This window comes from Buttiauxella sp. A111, assembly GCF_014189855.1.
GTDB classification, from domain to species: domain Bacteria; phylum Pseudomonadota; class Gammaproteobacteria; order Enterobacterales; family Enterobacteriaceae; genus Buttiauxella; species Buttiauxella selenatireducens.
Genome location: NZ_BJFN01000004.1, coordinates 171,109 through 186,189 on the forward strand (window position 1 = coordinate 171,109; position 15,081 = coordinate 186,189).

Annotated in this window: 12 protein-coding genes; 9 read left to right on the forward strand and 3 right to left on the reverse strand. The window is 48.6% G+C overall.

Going from position 1 to position 15,081, the window contains the following annotated elements; genetic code table 11:
• The first annotated feature begins 43 nt into the window (after positions 1 to 43).
• From abgT to uspE, 4 genes are all read left to right on the forward strand, one after another.
• The gene (gene abgT / locus BSPA111_RS13050; protein WP_183271594.1) at positions 44 to 1,570 is read left to right on the forward strand and encodes a p-aminobenzoyl-glutamate transporter; all 1,527 of its coding nucleotides are present in this window, start codon (positions 44 to 46) and stop codon (positions 1,568 to 1,570) included.
• Between the two features lie 12 nt (positions 1,571 to 1,582).
• Complete coding sequence (gene ogt / locus BSPA111_RS13055) at positions 1,583 to 2,098, forward strand: methylated-DNA--[protein]-cysteine S-methyltransferase (protein WP_183271595.1); 516 nt, start codon at positions 1,583 to 1,585, stop codon at positions 2,096 to 2,098.
• Between the two features lie 198 nt (positions 2,099 to 2,296).
• Positions 2,297 to 3,049 (forward strand): fumarate/nitrate reduction transcriptional regulator Fnr, encoded by a 753-nt coding sequence (gene fnr, locus BSPA111_RS13060; protein ID WP_183271596.1) that lies wholly within the window; start codon positions 2,297 to 2,299, stop codon positions 3,047 to 3,049.
• A 136-nt stretch (positions 3,050 to 3,185) separates the two neighbouring features.
• Entirely contained in the window at positions 3,186 to 4,136 is a 951-nt protein-coding gene (uspE, locus tag BSPA111_RS13065) for a universal stress protein UspE (RefSeq protein ID WP_183271597.1), read from the forward strand.
• Between the two features lie 135 nt (positions 4,137 to 4,271).
• Here the strand turns inward: uspE and BSPA111_RS13070 are convergent, their stop codons facing one another.
• From BSPA111_RS13070 to pntA, 3 genes are all read right to left on the reverse strand, one after another.
• Complete coding sequence (locus BSPA111_RS13070; protein ID WP_183271598.1) at positions 4,272 to 4,421, reverse strand: Hok/Gef family protein; 150 nt, start codon at positions 4,419 to 4,421, stop codon at positions 4,272 to 4,274.
• A gap of 293 nt (positions 4,422 to 4,714) precedes the next feature.
• On the reverse strand, positions 4,715 to 6,103 hold the full coding sequence (pntB, locus tag BSPA111_RS13075; RefSeq protein ID WP_183271599.1) for a Re/Si-specific NAD(P)(+) transhydrogenase subunit beta: 1,389 nt from the start codon (positions 6,101 to 6,103) through the stop codon (positions 4,715 to 4,717).
• 10 nt (positions 6,104 to 6,113) lie between these two features.
• Positions 6,114 to 7,643, reverse strand: a complete 1,530-nt coding sequence (pntA, locus tag BSPA111_RS13080; RefSeq protein ID WP_183271600.1) for a Re/Si-specific NAD(P)(+) transhydrogenase subunit alpha — start codon at positions 7,641 to 7,643, stop codon at positions 6,114 to 6,116.
• Between the two features lie 556 nt (positions 7,644 to 8,199).
• On the opposite strand from pntA, the gene ydgH reads away from it, so the two are divergent.
• The 5 genes from ydgH to BSPA111_RS13105 all read left to right on the forward strand — a co-directional run bounded on the left by ydgH (position 8,200) and on the right by BSPA111_RS13105 (position 14,899).
• Positions 8,200 to 9,144 (forward strand): DUF1471 family protein YdgH, encoded by a 945-nt coding sequence (gene ydgH / locus BSPA111_RS13085; RefSeq protein WP_183271601.1) that lies wholly within the window; start codon positions 8,200 to 8,202, stop codon positions 9,142 to 9,144.
• A 193-nt stretch (positions 9,145 to 9,337) separates the two neighbouring features.
• Positions 9,338 to 10,720 carry an amino acid permease gene (locus BSPA111_RS13090; protein WP_183271602.1) on the forward strand — a complete coding sequence of 461 codons (1,383 nt, stop codon included), beginning with the start codon at positions 9,338 to 9,340 and terminating at the stop codon, positions 10,718 to 10,720.
• A 43-nt stretch (positions 10,721 to 10,763) separates the two neighbouring features.
• Positions 10,764 to 11,489: a dihydromonapterin reductase gene (folM, locus tag BSPA111_RS13095; protein ID WP_183271603.1), complete on the forward strand. Its 726-nt coding sequence runs from the start codon at positions 10,764 to 10,766 to the stop codon at positions 11,487 to 11,489.
• Between the two features lie 74 nt (positions 11,490 to 11,563).
• A complete protein-coding gene (gene rstA, locus BSPA111_RS13100) occupies positions 11,564 to 12,292 on the forward strand; it encodes a two-component system response regulator RstA (RefSeq protein ID WP_183271604.1) in 729 nt (242 codons plus the stop codon).
• Between the two features lie 477 nt (positions 12,293 to 12,769).
• Positions 12,770 to 14,899: an EAL domain-containing protein gene (locus BSPA111_RS13105; RefSeq protein WP_183271605.1), complete on the forward strand. Its 2,130-nt coding sequence runs from the start codon at positions 12,770 to 12,772 to the stop codon at positions 14,897 to 14,899.
• The last annotated feature ends 182 nt before the right edge of the window (positions 14,900 to 15,081 follow it).

Consider the following 15,081-nt stretch of genomic DNA (forward strand, 5'->3'; position numbering starts at 1 on the left):
TGAGGTATGAAGGGTAAAACATAACAACACATGAGGTACGCCCATGAGTATGTCTTCCATACCCACGCAGTCCGGGCCGGGCAAGTTGTACGGTCTGGTCGAAAAAATTGGCAATAAAGTGCCCCATCCTTTTTTGCTGTTCGTCTATTTGATTGTCATTTTATCGGTGAGCACCGCCGTACTTTCGGCATTTAATGTGGGGGTACGAAACCCCGCTGACGGCAGTTTGGTTCAGGTAAAAAACCTGCTGAGTGCCGATGGTGTTCAGTGGTTTTTACCCAATGTGATTAAAAACTTCAGCGGGTTTGCGCCATTAGGGGCCATTCTGGCGCTGGTACTGGGTGCGGGGTTGGCAGAACGTGTCGGCCTGTTACCCAGCCTGATGGTGAAAATGGCATCGCATGTTAGTGCTCGTTACGCCAGCTATATGGTGTTGTTTATCGCTTTCTTCAGCCACATTTCGTCCGATGCCGCGTTGGTGATCATGCCGCCGATGGGCGCACTTATTTTCCTTGCCGTGGGTCGCCACCCGATTGCCGGTTTACTGGCGGCCATCGCCGGTGTCGGTTGTGGCTTTACCGCGAACTTATTGATTGTCACCACCGATGTGCTGCTTTCGGGGATCAGTACCGAAGCCGCTCATACTATCGACCCTTTGATGCACGTTAGCGTTATTGATAACTGGTATTTTATGGCGACCTCGGTGATTGTTTTGTCGATTGTCGGCGGGTTGATTACCGACAAAATCGTCGAGCCGCGTTTGGGTGTCTGGCAAGGTGAAAACAAAGAAAAACTTCAGCAATTAGATGATGTTCAACGCTTCGGTTTGCGTGTGACAGGGATTGTAGCATTGATGTTTGTTGCTGTTATCGCCCTGCTGCTCGTCCCGGAGAACGGTTTACTGCGTGATCCGGTGAAAGGCACCATTATTCCTTCCCCGTTTATTAGCGGAATTGTGCCGCTGATTATTCTGTTCTTTTTTGTCGTTTCGCTGGCTTACGGCATCGCCACCAGAAAAATACGTAAACAGGCAGATTTACCGCAGTTAATGATCGAACCGATGAAAGAGATGGCGGGTTTTATCGTGATGGTGTTCCCGCTGGCGCAATTTGTCGCGATGTTCAACTGGAGCAACATGGGCAAGTTTATGGCTGTCGGGCTGACTGATGTGTTGGAAGGCTCAGGTCTGAATGGTATTCCGGCGTTTCTTGGCCTTGCGTTGCTGTCTTCGTTTTTGTGCATGTTTATCGCCAGCGGCTCGGCTATCTGGTCGATTCTGGCCCCCATTTTTGTGCCGATGTTCATGATGCTCGGTTTTCATCCGGCGTTCGCTCAGATCCTTTTCCGTGTGGCAGACTCATCTGTCATCCCACTCGCCCCGGTTTCGCCTTTTATTCCATTATTCCTGGGCTTCCTGCAACGCTATAAACCCGATGCCAAATTAGGCACGTATTACTCTTTAGTATTACCTTACCCCCTGATCTTTTTGGGTGTCTGGTTGCTGCTACTGGTCGCGTGGTATCTTGTGGGCTTACCCATTGGGCCAGGGGTTTACCCACACCTGAGTTAACCGGAGCACAGAATGCTGACACTGTTAGAAGACAAAATCGTTACGCCATTAGGCCCGTTATGGATAATTTGCGACGAGCAATACCATTTGCGTGCAGTGGAATGGGAAGAACATAGCGACAGAATGGTGCAATTACTGGGTCTTCACTATGGTGTCAGCGGTTATCAGCGTTTGGCTTGTGCCAATCCTGACGGCCTGAGCGATAAACTGCGCGACTATTTTGACGGTGATTTGGCGGTAATTGAAACACTGCCAACTGCCACCGCAGGTACTGCGTTTCAGCGGGAAGTGTGGCAAACACTGCGTACTATCCCTTGCGGCCAGGTGATGCATTACGGGCAATTAGCGGACCACATTGGCAGGCCTGGCGCTGCCCGGGCTGTCGGCGCGGCCAATGGCTCAAACCCAGTCAGTGTAGTGGTGCCGTGTCATCGCGTTATTGGGCGTAATGGCACCATGACAGGCTATGCCGGTGGTGTGGGTCGAAAAGAGTGGTTATTGCGTCACGAAGGTTATTTGTTGCTTTAGGTAACTGTGCACTGATTGTTGGGCTTTTTTCGTGCAGAAACAATCAGTAATCAAAGATAATGTCATTAATTTCAATAGGATATTTCTTTATCCCTGATCTTAATAGCCGTTATATTCTGATTGCGCTTTCATCATACTTACGTGCTCAAGAAAAAGATGTTAAAATTGACTAATATCAATTACGGCCCGAGCATATCTATGATCCCTGAAAAGCGAATTATTCGACGCATTCAGTCTGGCGGTTGTGCTATCCATTGCCAGGATTGCAGCATCAGCCAATTATGCATCCCCTTCACACTCAATGAACATGAGCTTGATCAGCTTGATAATATTATCGAGCGTAAGAAGCCTATTCAGAAGGGACAAACCCTGTTTAAGGCAGGTGATGAGCTGAAGTCGCTGTACGCTATTCGTTCAGGGACCATAAAGAGCTACACCATCACTGAACAAGGTGACGAGCAAATTACAGGCTTCCATTTAGCCGGTGATTTGGTGGGCTTTGACGCCATTGGGACAGCAACGCATCCAAGTTTCGCGCAAGCGCTCGAAACCGCAATGGTTTGCGAAATCCCATTCGAAACCCTTGATGATTTGTCCGGTAAAATGCCAAACCTGCGCCAGCAGATGATGCGTTTGATGAGCGGCGAAATTAAGGGCGATCAGGATATGATCCTGCTGCTTTCCAAAAAGAATGCAGAAGAGCGTCTGGCCGCATTTATCTATAACCTTTCACGTCGCTTTGCCCAGCGCGGTTTCTCACCTCGTGAGTTCCGTCTGACCATGACGCGCGGTGACATCGGTAACTACCTGGGCCTGACCGTTGAAACCATCAGTCGCCTGTTAGGTCGCTTCCAGAAAAGTGGCATGCTGGCAGTGAAAGGCAAGTACATTACTATCGAAAATAGCGAAATTCTTGCACAACTCGCTGGTCAATCGCGTAACGTTGCTTGATTTCTGCTTCCCTGAGTCGGATCTCTAAATTTTCCTGATTTATTGATCCGGCAAAGGGTTATCACCTGTTTCAATCTACACATATAGGTTAATCTTACTTAACAGACTGTGGTTAAGCAGTTGTAAGGAGACCTGTATGGCAAAGTATCAAAACATGCTAGTCGCAATAGATCCCAATCAGGACGATCAACCCGCCCTGCGGCGTGCTGTTTACTTGCATCAACGGATTGGTGGCAGGATTAAAGCCTTTCTGCCTATCTATGATTTTTCCTACGAAATGACCACCCTTCTGTCGCCAGATGAGCGCACGGCTATGCGTAAAGGCGTCATTAGCCAACGTGCAGCCTGGATTAAAGATCAAGCCCAGTACTACATTGATTCAGGTGTCCCCATTGAAATCAAAGTGGTTTGGCATAATCGTCCGTTTGAGGCAATTATTCAGGAAGTGATAAGCGGTGGACACGACCTGGTGCTCAAAATGACGCACCAGCACGATAAACTGGAAGCGGTCATTTTCACCCCAACCGACTGGCATCTGCTTCGTAAATGCCCAAGCCCGGTATGGATGGTTAACGAAAAGCCATGGCCGGAAGGTGGACGAGCGGTCGTCGCAGTAAACCTGGCGAGTGAGGAGCAGTACCACAACGCACTCAACGAGAAGTTGGTTAAAGAGACGATTCGTCTTGCCGAAGATGTTAACCACACTGAAGTTCACCTCGTGGGTGCCTACCCGATAACCCCCATTAATATTGCCATCGAGCTTCCTGATTTTGACCCGAGTGTTTATAACGATGCCATCCGCGGCCAGCATTTAGTCGCGATGAAAGCGTTGCGCCAGAAATTTGGTATCGATGAGAAAATGACTCACGTCGAGAAAGGACTACCGGAAGAAGTGATCCCCGATCTGGCTGAGCATCTGCAAGCAGGTATCGTGGTTCTTGGTACGGTGGGACGCACCGGGCTATCCGCTGCTTTCCTCGGCAATACCGCTGAACAAGTTATTGACCATTTGCGCTGTGATTTGTTGGTCATCAAACCTGATGAGTACCAAACTCCAGTTGAAATGGATGACGATGAAGACGATTAACGTCCTAATTTGATAAAGAAAAGGCCGCCCATGCAGAACATGAGCGGCCTTTTTATTTGCCTGGGTGCTTAATCTCATACATAACACTAACGTGGCGGGGAAAATCCCCCGCCACTGACCTACTTAACCTCGTACTTACGACCTCATACAGGCTAACGATGCCGCCACCTCGATGCCTCCTTTTCGGTAATGGAGTTCACACAGTGAATCCTTTACCAGAAAAATAATCATGAGGATTGTCAAACAGATAACGATCAAACTAAACAGCCTGTTTTTCGACGACATCTTCGCCTCCTGCGTTGCAAACACAAAATTAAGAGGCTACTATCATGGTGTTCATGCATGAGAGGGCCTCGGGTTGGTTTAACTAACTCGGGGCTTTTTTCTGTCTGCTTTTCACCATACGGGTCGAAGCATTCAGCTTCAGCACCCGCCGATATTTTACTCACCACCCAGCGACTTATCTATTAAATTATTCCATAGATTCAGATGGTTGAATGTAATGTTGCATTCATTCCTGTGATGAGCAGGTGAAAAAAAACCGCCTGTTAAGACGGTTTTGGAATACAACTCGCAAATTAGAGCGCTTTAAGAATGGCTTCAACGCTGGCTTTAGCATCGCCAAACAGCATGTGCGTATTATCTTTAAAGAACAGCGGGTTTTGCACCCCAGCGTAACCGGTATTCATCGAACGTTTGAACACGATAACGTTCTGCGCTTTCCACACTTCCAGCACTGGCATACCCGCAATTGGGCTACGAGGATCTTCAAGTGCTGCTGGGTTAACGGTGTCATTCGCGCCGATAACCAGAACGGTGTCGGTGTCGGTGAAATCATCGTTAATTTCGTCCATTTCCAGAACCACATCGTACGGAACGCGGGCTTCTGCCAACAGAACGTTCATGTGGCCAGGCAAACGGCCTGCAACAGGGTGGATACCAAAGCGAACTTTGATACCACGAGCGCGCAGTTTCTCAGTGATTTCAGCCACAGGATATTGCGCCTGCGCCACCGCCATACCGTACCCTGGAGTAATGATCACAGACGTCGAGTTCTTCAACAGGTCAGCCGTATCTTCCGCATTGATTTCACGGTGCTCGCCCACTTCTTCACCTTCACCCGTAGAGGAGCCATCAGTGCCGAAGCCGCCCGCGATAACGCTGATAAAGGAGCGGTTCATCGCCTTACACATGATGTAAGACAGAATCGCACCGGAAGAACCGACCAGCGCACCGGTCACGATCAGCAAGTCGTTGCTTAGCATAAAGCCCGCTGCCGCTGCCGCCCATCCTGAGTAGGAGTTCAGCATGGAAACCACAACCGGCATATCTGCGCCACCAATCGACGCCACCAGGTGCCAACCAACAACCAGCGCGATGATCGTCATCACCAGCAATGCCAGAACTTGCAGGCCAACGCTTTCAGTGCGCACGAAGATAATCAACATGGCGAAGGAAATGACCAGCGCCGCGAGGTTCAGCTTGTGACGATTTGGCAGCATCAGCGGTTTGGAAGAGATCTTGCCGCGCAGTTTACCAAAGGCCACGATAGAACCTGTGAAGGTCACCGCACCGATGAAGATACCGAGAAACACTTCCGTTAAATGGATATTTTCCATTACCGGCTCAAGACCTGGCGCGTGATCAAGGTAGCTGTTGAAGCCAACCAGAACCGCCGCCAGACCAACGAAGCTGTGCAGAATCGCAACCAGCTCCGGCATCTCGGTCATCTCAACTTTTTTCGCGAGGTGAATACCAATGGCACCACCAATGACCATAGCCACGATAATCCAGACAACGTTGCCCGTTTCAGGCCCAAAGATGGTCGCAACCAGAGCGATCCCCATCCCAGCCATACCGAACAAGTTACCTTGTTTAGATGTTTCGTGTTTTGACAGCCCCGCCAGGCTGAAAATAAACAGAATAGCGGCAACAATGTATGCTGCTGTAACTAATCCACCAGACATGTGTTACCCCTTAGTTCTTCCGGAACATTTTCAGCATGCGCTGAGTGACGGTGAAACCACCAAAAATATTGATACTGGCAATCAGCACCGCGATAAAGCTCAGGAAGCTAACCCAGCCACCATGGCCAATTTGCAGCAATGCGCCAACCACGATGATCCCTGAAATGGCGTTTGTCACTGACATCAACGGTGTATGCAGTGCATGAGAAACGTTCCACACCACGTAGTAACCGACCACACACGCCAGTGCGAACACGGTGAAGTGGCTGAGGAACTCTTTCGGAGCGACATCCGCAAGCCAACCAAACAGAATAATCGCCAGGGCCATAAACGCATATTTACGCCATGGTGATGCAGGTTTTTTCTCTTCAACCGGCGCAGCAGCAGGTTTTGCTGCAGCTTGTGGCTGCGCAGAAACCTGAATCGGAGGCGCAGGCCAAGTCACTTCGCCATCGCGAATAACCGTCACACCGCGGATCACCACATCTTCGAAATCAACCACGGTATTGCCATCTTTCTCTTTGCAGAGCAGTTTGAGCAAGTTAACCAGGTTGGTACCGTAAAGCTGAGACGACTGGGTTGGCAAACGGCCCGGTAAATCGGTGTAACCGATAACTTTTACCCCGTTTGGCGTGACAGTCACTTTGTCCGCTACGGTGTATTCGCAGTTACCGCCGTTTTGTGCAGCCAAATCAACAATGACGCTGCCTGGTTGCATGGAATCAACCATTTCACGCGTGATGAGTTTTGGTGCCGGTTTGCCTGGGATCAGAGCCGTGGTAACAATAATGTCGACTTCTTTGGCCTGTGCCGCGAAGAGTGCCATTTCAGCTTTGATAAACGCCTCGGACATGACTTTGGCGTAACCATCACCACTGCCCGCTTCTTCCTTAAAGTCCAGTTCAAGGAACTCAGCACCCATACTTTGCACTTGTTCTTTTACTTCAGGACGGGTGTCGAACGCGCGGACGATTGCGCCAAGGCTGTTTGCCGCACCAATCGCAGCAAGACCGGCAACACCGGCACCGATGACCATCACTTTAGCCGGCGGTACTTTACCCGCTGCCGTAATTTGCCCGGTAAAGAAACGACCAAATTCATGAGCAGCTTCAACAATTGCGCGATAACCCGCAATGTTTGCCATGGAGCTCAGGGCATCAAGGGATTGCGCACGAGAAATACGCGGCACGGAATCCATCGCCATTACAGTGACGTTTTTGGCCGCCAGTTTTTCAAGCAATTCTGGATTTTGCGCAGGCCAGATAAAACTCACAAGCGTAGTACCTTCACGCAGGAGTTCGATTTCGCTGTCCTGTGGTGCATTCACTTTCAGAACAACGTCAGACTGCCAAACGTCAGCAGTATCTGAAATGGTTGCGCCAGCGTGTACAAACGCTTCGTCGTCGAAGCTTGCCAGTTTACCCGCGCCACTTTCGACTGCGACGGTGAAGCCAAGCTTCAGCAATTGCTCCACTGTTTTTGGCGTGGCTGCCACACGGGATTCTCCCGCCCATCGCTCTTTTGGTACCCCAATACGCATAGTATTCCCTTCCATCTGATATTTTTTGTTGATGGTTTGTCAGACATTGCCATGGCAATTCAGACACGTTGCCCGTTTAACACCCAAGGCAATCGTCATTTCCGTTACCCGTTCAATGAAAAATACATCTGTAACAAACTTTTTATAACCTACTGAAAATAACGCCTGTGATCTAGATCAGGATCTCAGTATTTGTATCATTATCGTAAAAGATTAGCGTTAAGCATCTCAGACAGCTCTTTTCGACTGACTTTCATCTGTGAGACCTGATAATCCGCTTTAACAGCGACCCAATTCACGATTCTGAGCCATCGCAAATTGCACATTTAACATTGTATTAACTAATTAAGTTGTAAGCTTTACCGCTTTAACTGGTCAAAGCACTCTTTTATTAACATATAAATTTTCGTTATGGAAAAAATCTACACTGAACCTTTGTAGGGTGAAAAATGGCGCAGACAGTTGCAGTGTTTCAATGCATAATCGGCGGCTAACAGGTAACCCACAGAGAATGCGGTATTTGTATTCATTTTGCGCAAGGCGAAGGATTATTTTTATGAAGCTCAAGACCACCCTTCTGGCGTCAGCACTGATTTCCCTTACTACGCTGTCCGCACAGGCAGCAACGGAATTGACACCGGACCAAGCTGCTGCTCTTAAACCTTTTGATCGCATTACCATCACTGGCCGTTTTAACTCGATTGGTGAAGCGGTGAATTCCGTTTCTAAACGTGCGGATAAAATGGGTGCGGCATCTTTCTACGTGTTGGACACTAACGATACCGGCAGCAGCGGTAACTGGCGTGTGGTTGCAGACGTGTATCATACTGATGCCCCTAAAGCTGAGAAACAGAATTACCGCGTAATCAATGGCGTGACTGAATTACCGAAAGACCAAGCATATGCTCTTGAGCCATTCGATACCGTGACAATCCAGGGTTTTTATCGCAGTCAGCCTGAAGTTAACGATGCCATTACGCGTGCCGCTAAACAAAAAGGTGCGGATTCGTACTTCATCGTGCGTCAAATCGACACCAACTCAGGCGGCAACCAGCGCATTACTGCGTTCATCTATAAAAAAGATGCCAAGAAACGTGTACTGCAAAGCGCTGATGCGATCCCTGCTAACTCCGAAGCGGGTAAAGCAGCGTTGGCTGCGGGCGGCGCGGCAGCTGCAAACGTTGAGATCCCAGGTGTTGCAACAACCAGTACCCCTACTACTGATGTCGGTCGCTTCTTCGAAACGCAAACCACTAAAGGTGGTCGTTACACTGTAACGCTGCCAGATGGCACAAAAATCGAAGAAGTGAATAAAGTGACTGCGGCGCAAATGGTTCCGTTTGATAGCGTGAAGTTCACGGGTCACTATAGCAGCAGCACTGAGGTGTCTTACCAGGTGGCTAAACGTGCCGCTAAGAAAGGCGCGAAGTACTACCACATCACCCGTCAATGGGAAGAGCGTGGCGGTAACCTGACGATTAGCGCTGATTTGTATAAGTAAGTTTTCACCTCGTTAAAACTTTCAAAAAGGGCCAGTTGTGCCCTTTTTTTATTTCCCCGCGTATTTTGTGGTTCATGCCATTGCAAGCAGCGCTTACACTCCGTAAAATCCCGCGCCTTAGTGTTACCCACCATTTTTATGCACAAAAGCATAATAATTATTCTGGCTCTATTTTGAATTTTACAGGACTGCAATGGAAAAGAAGCTTGGCCTCGCTGCATTAACTGCATTGGTTTTGAGTTCAATGCTCGGTGCTGGTGTATTTAGCCTACCGCAAAACATGGCGAGCGTGGCGAGTCCGGCAGCGTTGCTGATCGGCTGGGCCATTACAGGTGCTGGGATTTTACTGCTGGCACTGGCCATGTTGGTGTTGACCCGTTTGCGACCCGATCTCGATGGCGGGATTTTTACTTATGCGCGCGAGGGCTTTGGTGAGCTGATCGGTTTCTTTTCGGCCTGGGGCTACTGGCTTTGTGCGGTCATCGCCAACGTTTCATATTTGGTTATCGTTTTCTCGGCGCTGAGTTTCTTCACTGACACACCAGAATTGCGTCTGTTTGGCGATGGTAATACCTGGCAGTCGATAGTCGGTGCCTCAGTATTGTTGTGGATGGTGCACTTCCTGGTAATGCGTGGCGTGCAAACCGCTGCCAGCATCAACCTGGTCGCGACCCTTGCGAAACTTCTGCCGTTGGGCCTGTTTGTTGTACTGGCGGCGATGGCCTTTAAACTCTCGACCTTTAAGCTCGATTTCAGCGGGATTGCGCTGGGCGTTCCGGTTTGGGAACAGGTCAAAAACACCATGCTTATTACCCTGTGGGTCTTTATTGGTGTTGAAGGTGCCGTCGTAGTTTCTGCCCGCGCGCGCAATAAAAATGATGTAGGTCGTGCCACATTGCTGGCGGTCATTGCCGCATTATGCGTTTATCTGCTGGTGACGTTGCTTTCACTGGGCGTCATTGCACGTCCAGAACTTGCCGGAATGCGTAATCCGTCAATGGCCGGTTTGATGGTTGAAATGATGGGGCCGTGGGGTGAAATCATTATCGCCGCTGGGCTGATTGTTTCAGTGTGCGGAGCCTACTTAAGCTGGACGATTATGGCAGCCGAAGTGCCTTTCCTGGCCGCCACCCACAAAGCTTTCCCGAAAATGTTTGCCCGTCAGAACAAAAACAATGCGCCATCCGCGTCCCTGTGGCTCACTAATATCAGCGTACAAATTTGCCTGGTGTTGATTTGGCTGACCGGGTCGGATTACAACACCCTGTTGACCATTGCTTCAGAAATGATTCTGGTGCCCTACTTCCTGGTCGGTGCCTATTTGCTGAAAATCGCAACTCGTCCGCTGCATAAAGCAATTGGTCTTGGTGCATGTATTTATGGCTTATGGTTGCTTTATGCATCTGGCCCCATGCATTTACTGCTTTCAGTGGTACTGTATGCGCCTGGTTTATTAGTCTTTATGTACACACGCAGTACACATACACATGATATTGGGCTGAATTTGAAAGAAAAATCAGTCATCGTCTTCATGCTGGTGGCTGCGTTTCCGGCGACGTGGATACTGGTGAAATAACTCGCTTCATCGCACAAAACAGGTCAGAAAACAGGAGCCGCCAATGGGGATTGCATCATCCGCACGTCCAATTTTAATTACCGGAGCGGGTAAACGAATTGGTCTGGCTTTAGCTCAGCACTTTCTGGCCCAACAGCAACCGGTGATTATCAGTTACCGCACGCGTTATGCGGCGGTAGATTCTCTTGAGCAAGCCGGTGCAGTGTGTTTGTACGGGGACTTCTCGAGCAATGACGGCATTGAGCAATTTGCTGATGCCGTGAAACAACATTGCAGCGGCCTGCGCGCAATCTTGCATAATGCCAGTGCCTGGCTTGCGGAATCACCGGATGTATCACCCGCTGCGACTCTGGCAGCAATGCTACAAATTCATGTCCATGCTCCCTACCTGCTCAATCTTCACCTCGAATCTTTACTTCGCGGACAAGGTCATGCCAGTGCCGACATCATTCACTTCACCGATTATGTTGTTGAGCGCGGAAGCGACAAGCATATTGCCTATGCAGCCAGTAAAGCCGCGCTGGATAATCTGACCCGTTCCTTTGCCCGTAAGCTGGCACCTGAAGTTAAAGTGAACGCGATTGCACCCGCGATGATTATGTTCAACGAACATGACGATGCTCAATATCGCCAGAAAGCGCTCAACAAATCGTTGATGAAAATTGCCCCCGGTGAACAAGAAATTATTGCCCTGGTCGATTACCTGCTCAGTAGCCAATACGTCACCGGGCGAACACATGCTGTGGATGGTGGCCGCCCGCTTCGGTGAATCTGTTTATCCACCATATATGGTGTTAACCGTGTAACCAGGGTATGTTTTCCTTTTGATTCGATGTGCTGGCCATGAACAAAATCGTATACGTAGAAGACGATCCGGAAGTAGGAGCGTTGATTGCCGCTTACCTCGGCAAACATGACATCGACGTTATTGTCGAAAGCCGGGGTGATCGCGCCGAAGCGACTATTGCGCAACAGAATCCAGACCTCGTGCTGCTGGATGTGATGTTGCCAGGTAAAGATGGCATGACGTTGTGCCGTGATTTGCGTCCGCAGTGGGATGGCCCGATTGTCTTGCTCACCTCTCTCGACAGCGATATGAACCATATTTTGTCGCTTGAAATGGGGGCTAACGATTACATTCTTAAAACCACCCCGCCTGCTGTTTTGCTCGCTCGCCTACGTCTTCATCTGCGCCAGCGCGTCTCTGCGCAACTTACTGTCGAAAGCAGCACAAATGCGCTTAAACCTCACAAAGCAATGCGCTTTGGCACGTTGTGTATCGATCCGGTAAACCGTCAGGTCACGTTGGGTAGCGAAACCATTACGCTCTCAACCGCAGACTTCGATTTGTTGTGGGAACTTGCTACCCATGCGGGACAAATCATGGACCGCGATGCGTTGCTAAAAAACCTGCGCGGCGTGACCTATGACGGCTTAGATCGCAGCGTCGATGTCGCGATTTCCCGCTTGAGAAAAAAACTCTACGACAGCGCTACTGAGCCATTCAGAATCAAAACCGTGCGTAATAAAGGCTACCTTTTCGCCCCACATGCCTGGGAGAGTGAAGCGTAAATTTCTCTATCGAGAAAATGCTTCAATTGTGCAGTCGTCGCCCCTTCAGTAAAGTACGCGTTTTCGGTGCCAGCCCATCGAATTCGCGTCCTGCATTTTTTATTACCTTAAGTGAACGTTTAATTAAGTCGTCTGCACTATAGAAACACTCGCTCTCGATATGATAGATTCCACTACCGATATATTTATTCTCACATCACTTATTTAATATTTCATAAGAAGAGCAACTTTATTATTTCGATGTGTTTATTTTGTTATCGGTCTGTTTATTTACAACTTCCCAGACAATTCCATTGTTTATACAACGCTATTATTTGTTGCAAGCATGTTGCTAATAACAATTAAACCAGAATTTTTTAATGCTTTATTATGGACATTATAAACTCAGCCAAATGTACAAAAAACAATTCAGCACCTCCGTGAATATTAAAATCACAGAGTTTTATAATTCAGTTATTTGCTTAAAAACAACCCTTAATGAGCTTAATTGCTTTAGGTAATTTCGTGATAAAAGAGTGGCTTTACAACAATCTGCTACGTCGTTTAAATAACAGTCAGATCAAGTTGTTAAACAATCGCTATGCTAATGCCATTATCGCCAGCACGATGGCAATCGTTCCTCTTTCGATTGTACGTGGGCTTGTGATTACCGCGTCGGTCATCTGTGACACGGCAGGATTCAACAGCGCAGCCGTTTGGTTCATGCAATTGCAGATCGGCTTCTTAGCCCTGGCACCGCTGGTGATGAATATCTATATCGCCGTACACTGGGCCGTGAGAAACCGTCTTTCCCAAATTTTCTGTATTGCACTGAGCATAAGTACCCTGATGATTTTCCGTCGCATACTCGATAATAATGCGCAGTTTTTCCTCGATATTAGTATTCCTATGGCGTTAGCCTCAGGAATCATCGGCAATGTATTGCAGGAGATTGTCAGTAAAAAACTGCTCAAAATCCGTCAATGGAATGATAACACTAACATCACTATTGTCTCTTTTTTCATCACACTGGGAATTATCGCTCTGTTTAGCAGCGTAATAAAATTAGGAGCGGAAATTTACGTCACCAATGTGATGAGCTTCTTTAGCCATATTTCGGTGTATTTTTACCCGACAGATTTTTTACATGGTATTTCGTATGTGCTGTTACGCAGTGTGCCATGGTTCTTTGGTTTGCACGGTTATTATCTATTTATGGACATTGATGTCGCTTTTACTGCAGCTGCAAAAGTTAACATTAGCGAATGGCATGCAGGACATAGCGCGCTCAATATTCTCAGCCCGGTGTTTTATGATATGTGGTGTAATTCCGGAGGTACCGGAAACACGCTAAGCCTGATCATTTGTATTTTAATGCAACCAAAGAGCCCGCACAGACGTCTACTGAGTATTGCCGCCCCCATGGCGTTATTTAATATCAATGAGCCACTGATTTTTGGCTTCCCGATTGTACTCAACCCCGTGATGATAATTCCGTTTGTCCTGACACCATTAACGGCCTATCTGGTGGCCTACGGCGCGACCTATATGGATCTCATTCCACGAATTTCCGAAATCGTCAGTTGGTCAACTCCTGGACCGCTTAAAGTGTGGTTAGCCAGCGGCCATTCAGCGAGTGCGTTAATAGTGTATCTACTGCTGCTCGTCCTTGGGGTCATCATTTATCACCCATTCGTCAAAAGCTCGTTAAAACAATCCGTCGCTGAAAACACCAATCTGGATTTACTGACCGGCGAGATGAAAGTCAATCAGCCGGCTGACTTTGAAATGGTGCCCAATTACAGCCATGTCGTTGAGCAAAACAACTACATCGAGGCGCAGCGGCAAATTGAGAAGTTGCAAAGAGACGGGCAGTTCATCCTCTACTTCCAGCCCCAGGTGCGTATTGCAGACAGCAAAATAGTCGCTCTTGAGGTATTGATACGCCACCAAAGCGACGCAGGAAAAATCACTCCACCGGTGTTCCTGAAATATTATGAGCAGACCGGCATGATGCCGGAGATTGATTTCTGGGTGATGGAACATGCACTGGATTATGTCCGCGAGCATATGTCTGACTGCGAGAAGATGACGCTCTCAGTGAATATTTCACCTCAGACGCTGATCGACTACCGGCTTCCGAACATGGTACGTAAGGTGATGGCCACCCCTCTCCCGTCCGGGTGGAATCTGGAATTTGAAATAACCGAGTCACAAAAAGTGCAGGATCCGGTACGCGTCGCTGAAGTTCTGGAAAAACTGCGCGATCTAGGCATCAAGATTGCGCTGGATGACTTTGGTTCCGGATACTCAACGTTGCATTATCTGACACGCTACCCGCTGGATAAAATTAAACTCGATCGTTCTATGGTTCTGGGTTTAGCCAAACCCGATGGATTTAACTTCCTGCAGCAGGTCGTGAAGCTATGCACGGTGATTCAGTGTGAAATTTTAATTGAGGGTGTCGAAACTCAGCAAGAATTAGAACTGGTGCAAAAAGCAGGAATTGAGCTGTGCCAGGGCTTTTTCTACTATCGGCCATTACCGGGAGACGTGGTTTACCCACTCCTGAAGGAACAACGACAGCAAGCAAGTCATGCCCATCAACAGGTTGCTGCAACGGTATAGCGCCCTCATTTCTGCACGGATACTCCAGAGTTCTGCACGCCAGATATTGTAAGCAGGGGCAAACCCTGCTTACATAGCCAGCCAGATGGGGCATGAAATTTCTAAAACGACGCCACTCCTGTCCCCATAGCGCGCCTGGACTCCAGGAGGCTGCCCCAACCAACTGATAAGCCGGTGATTTC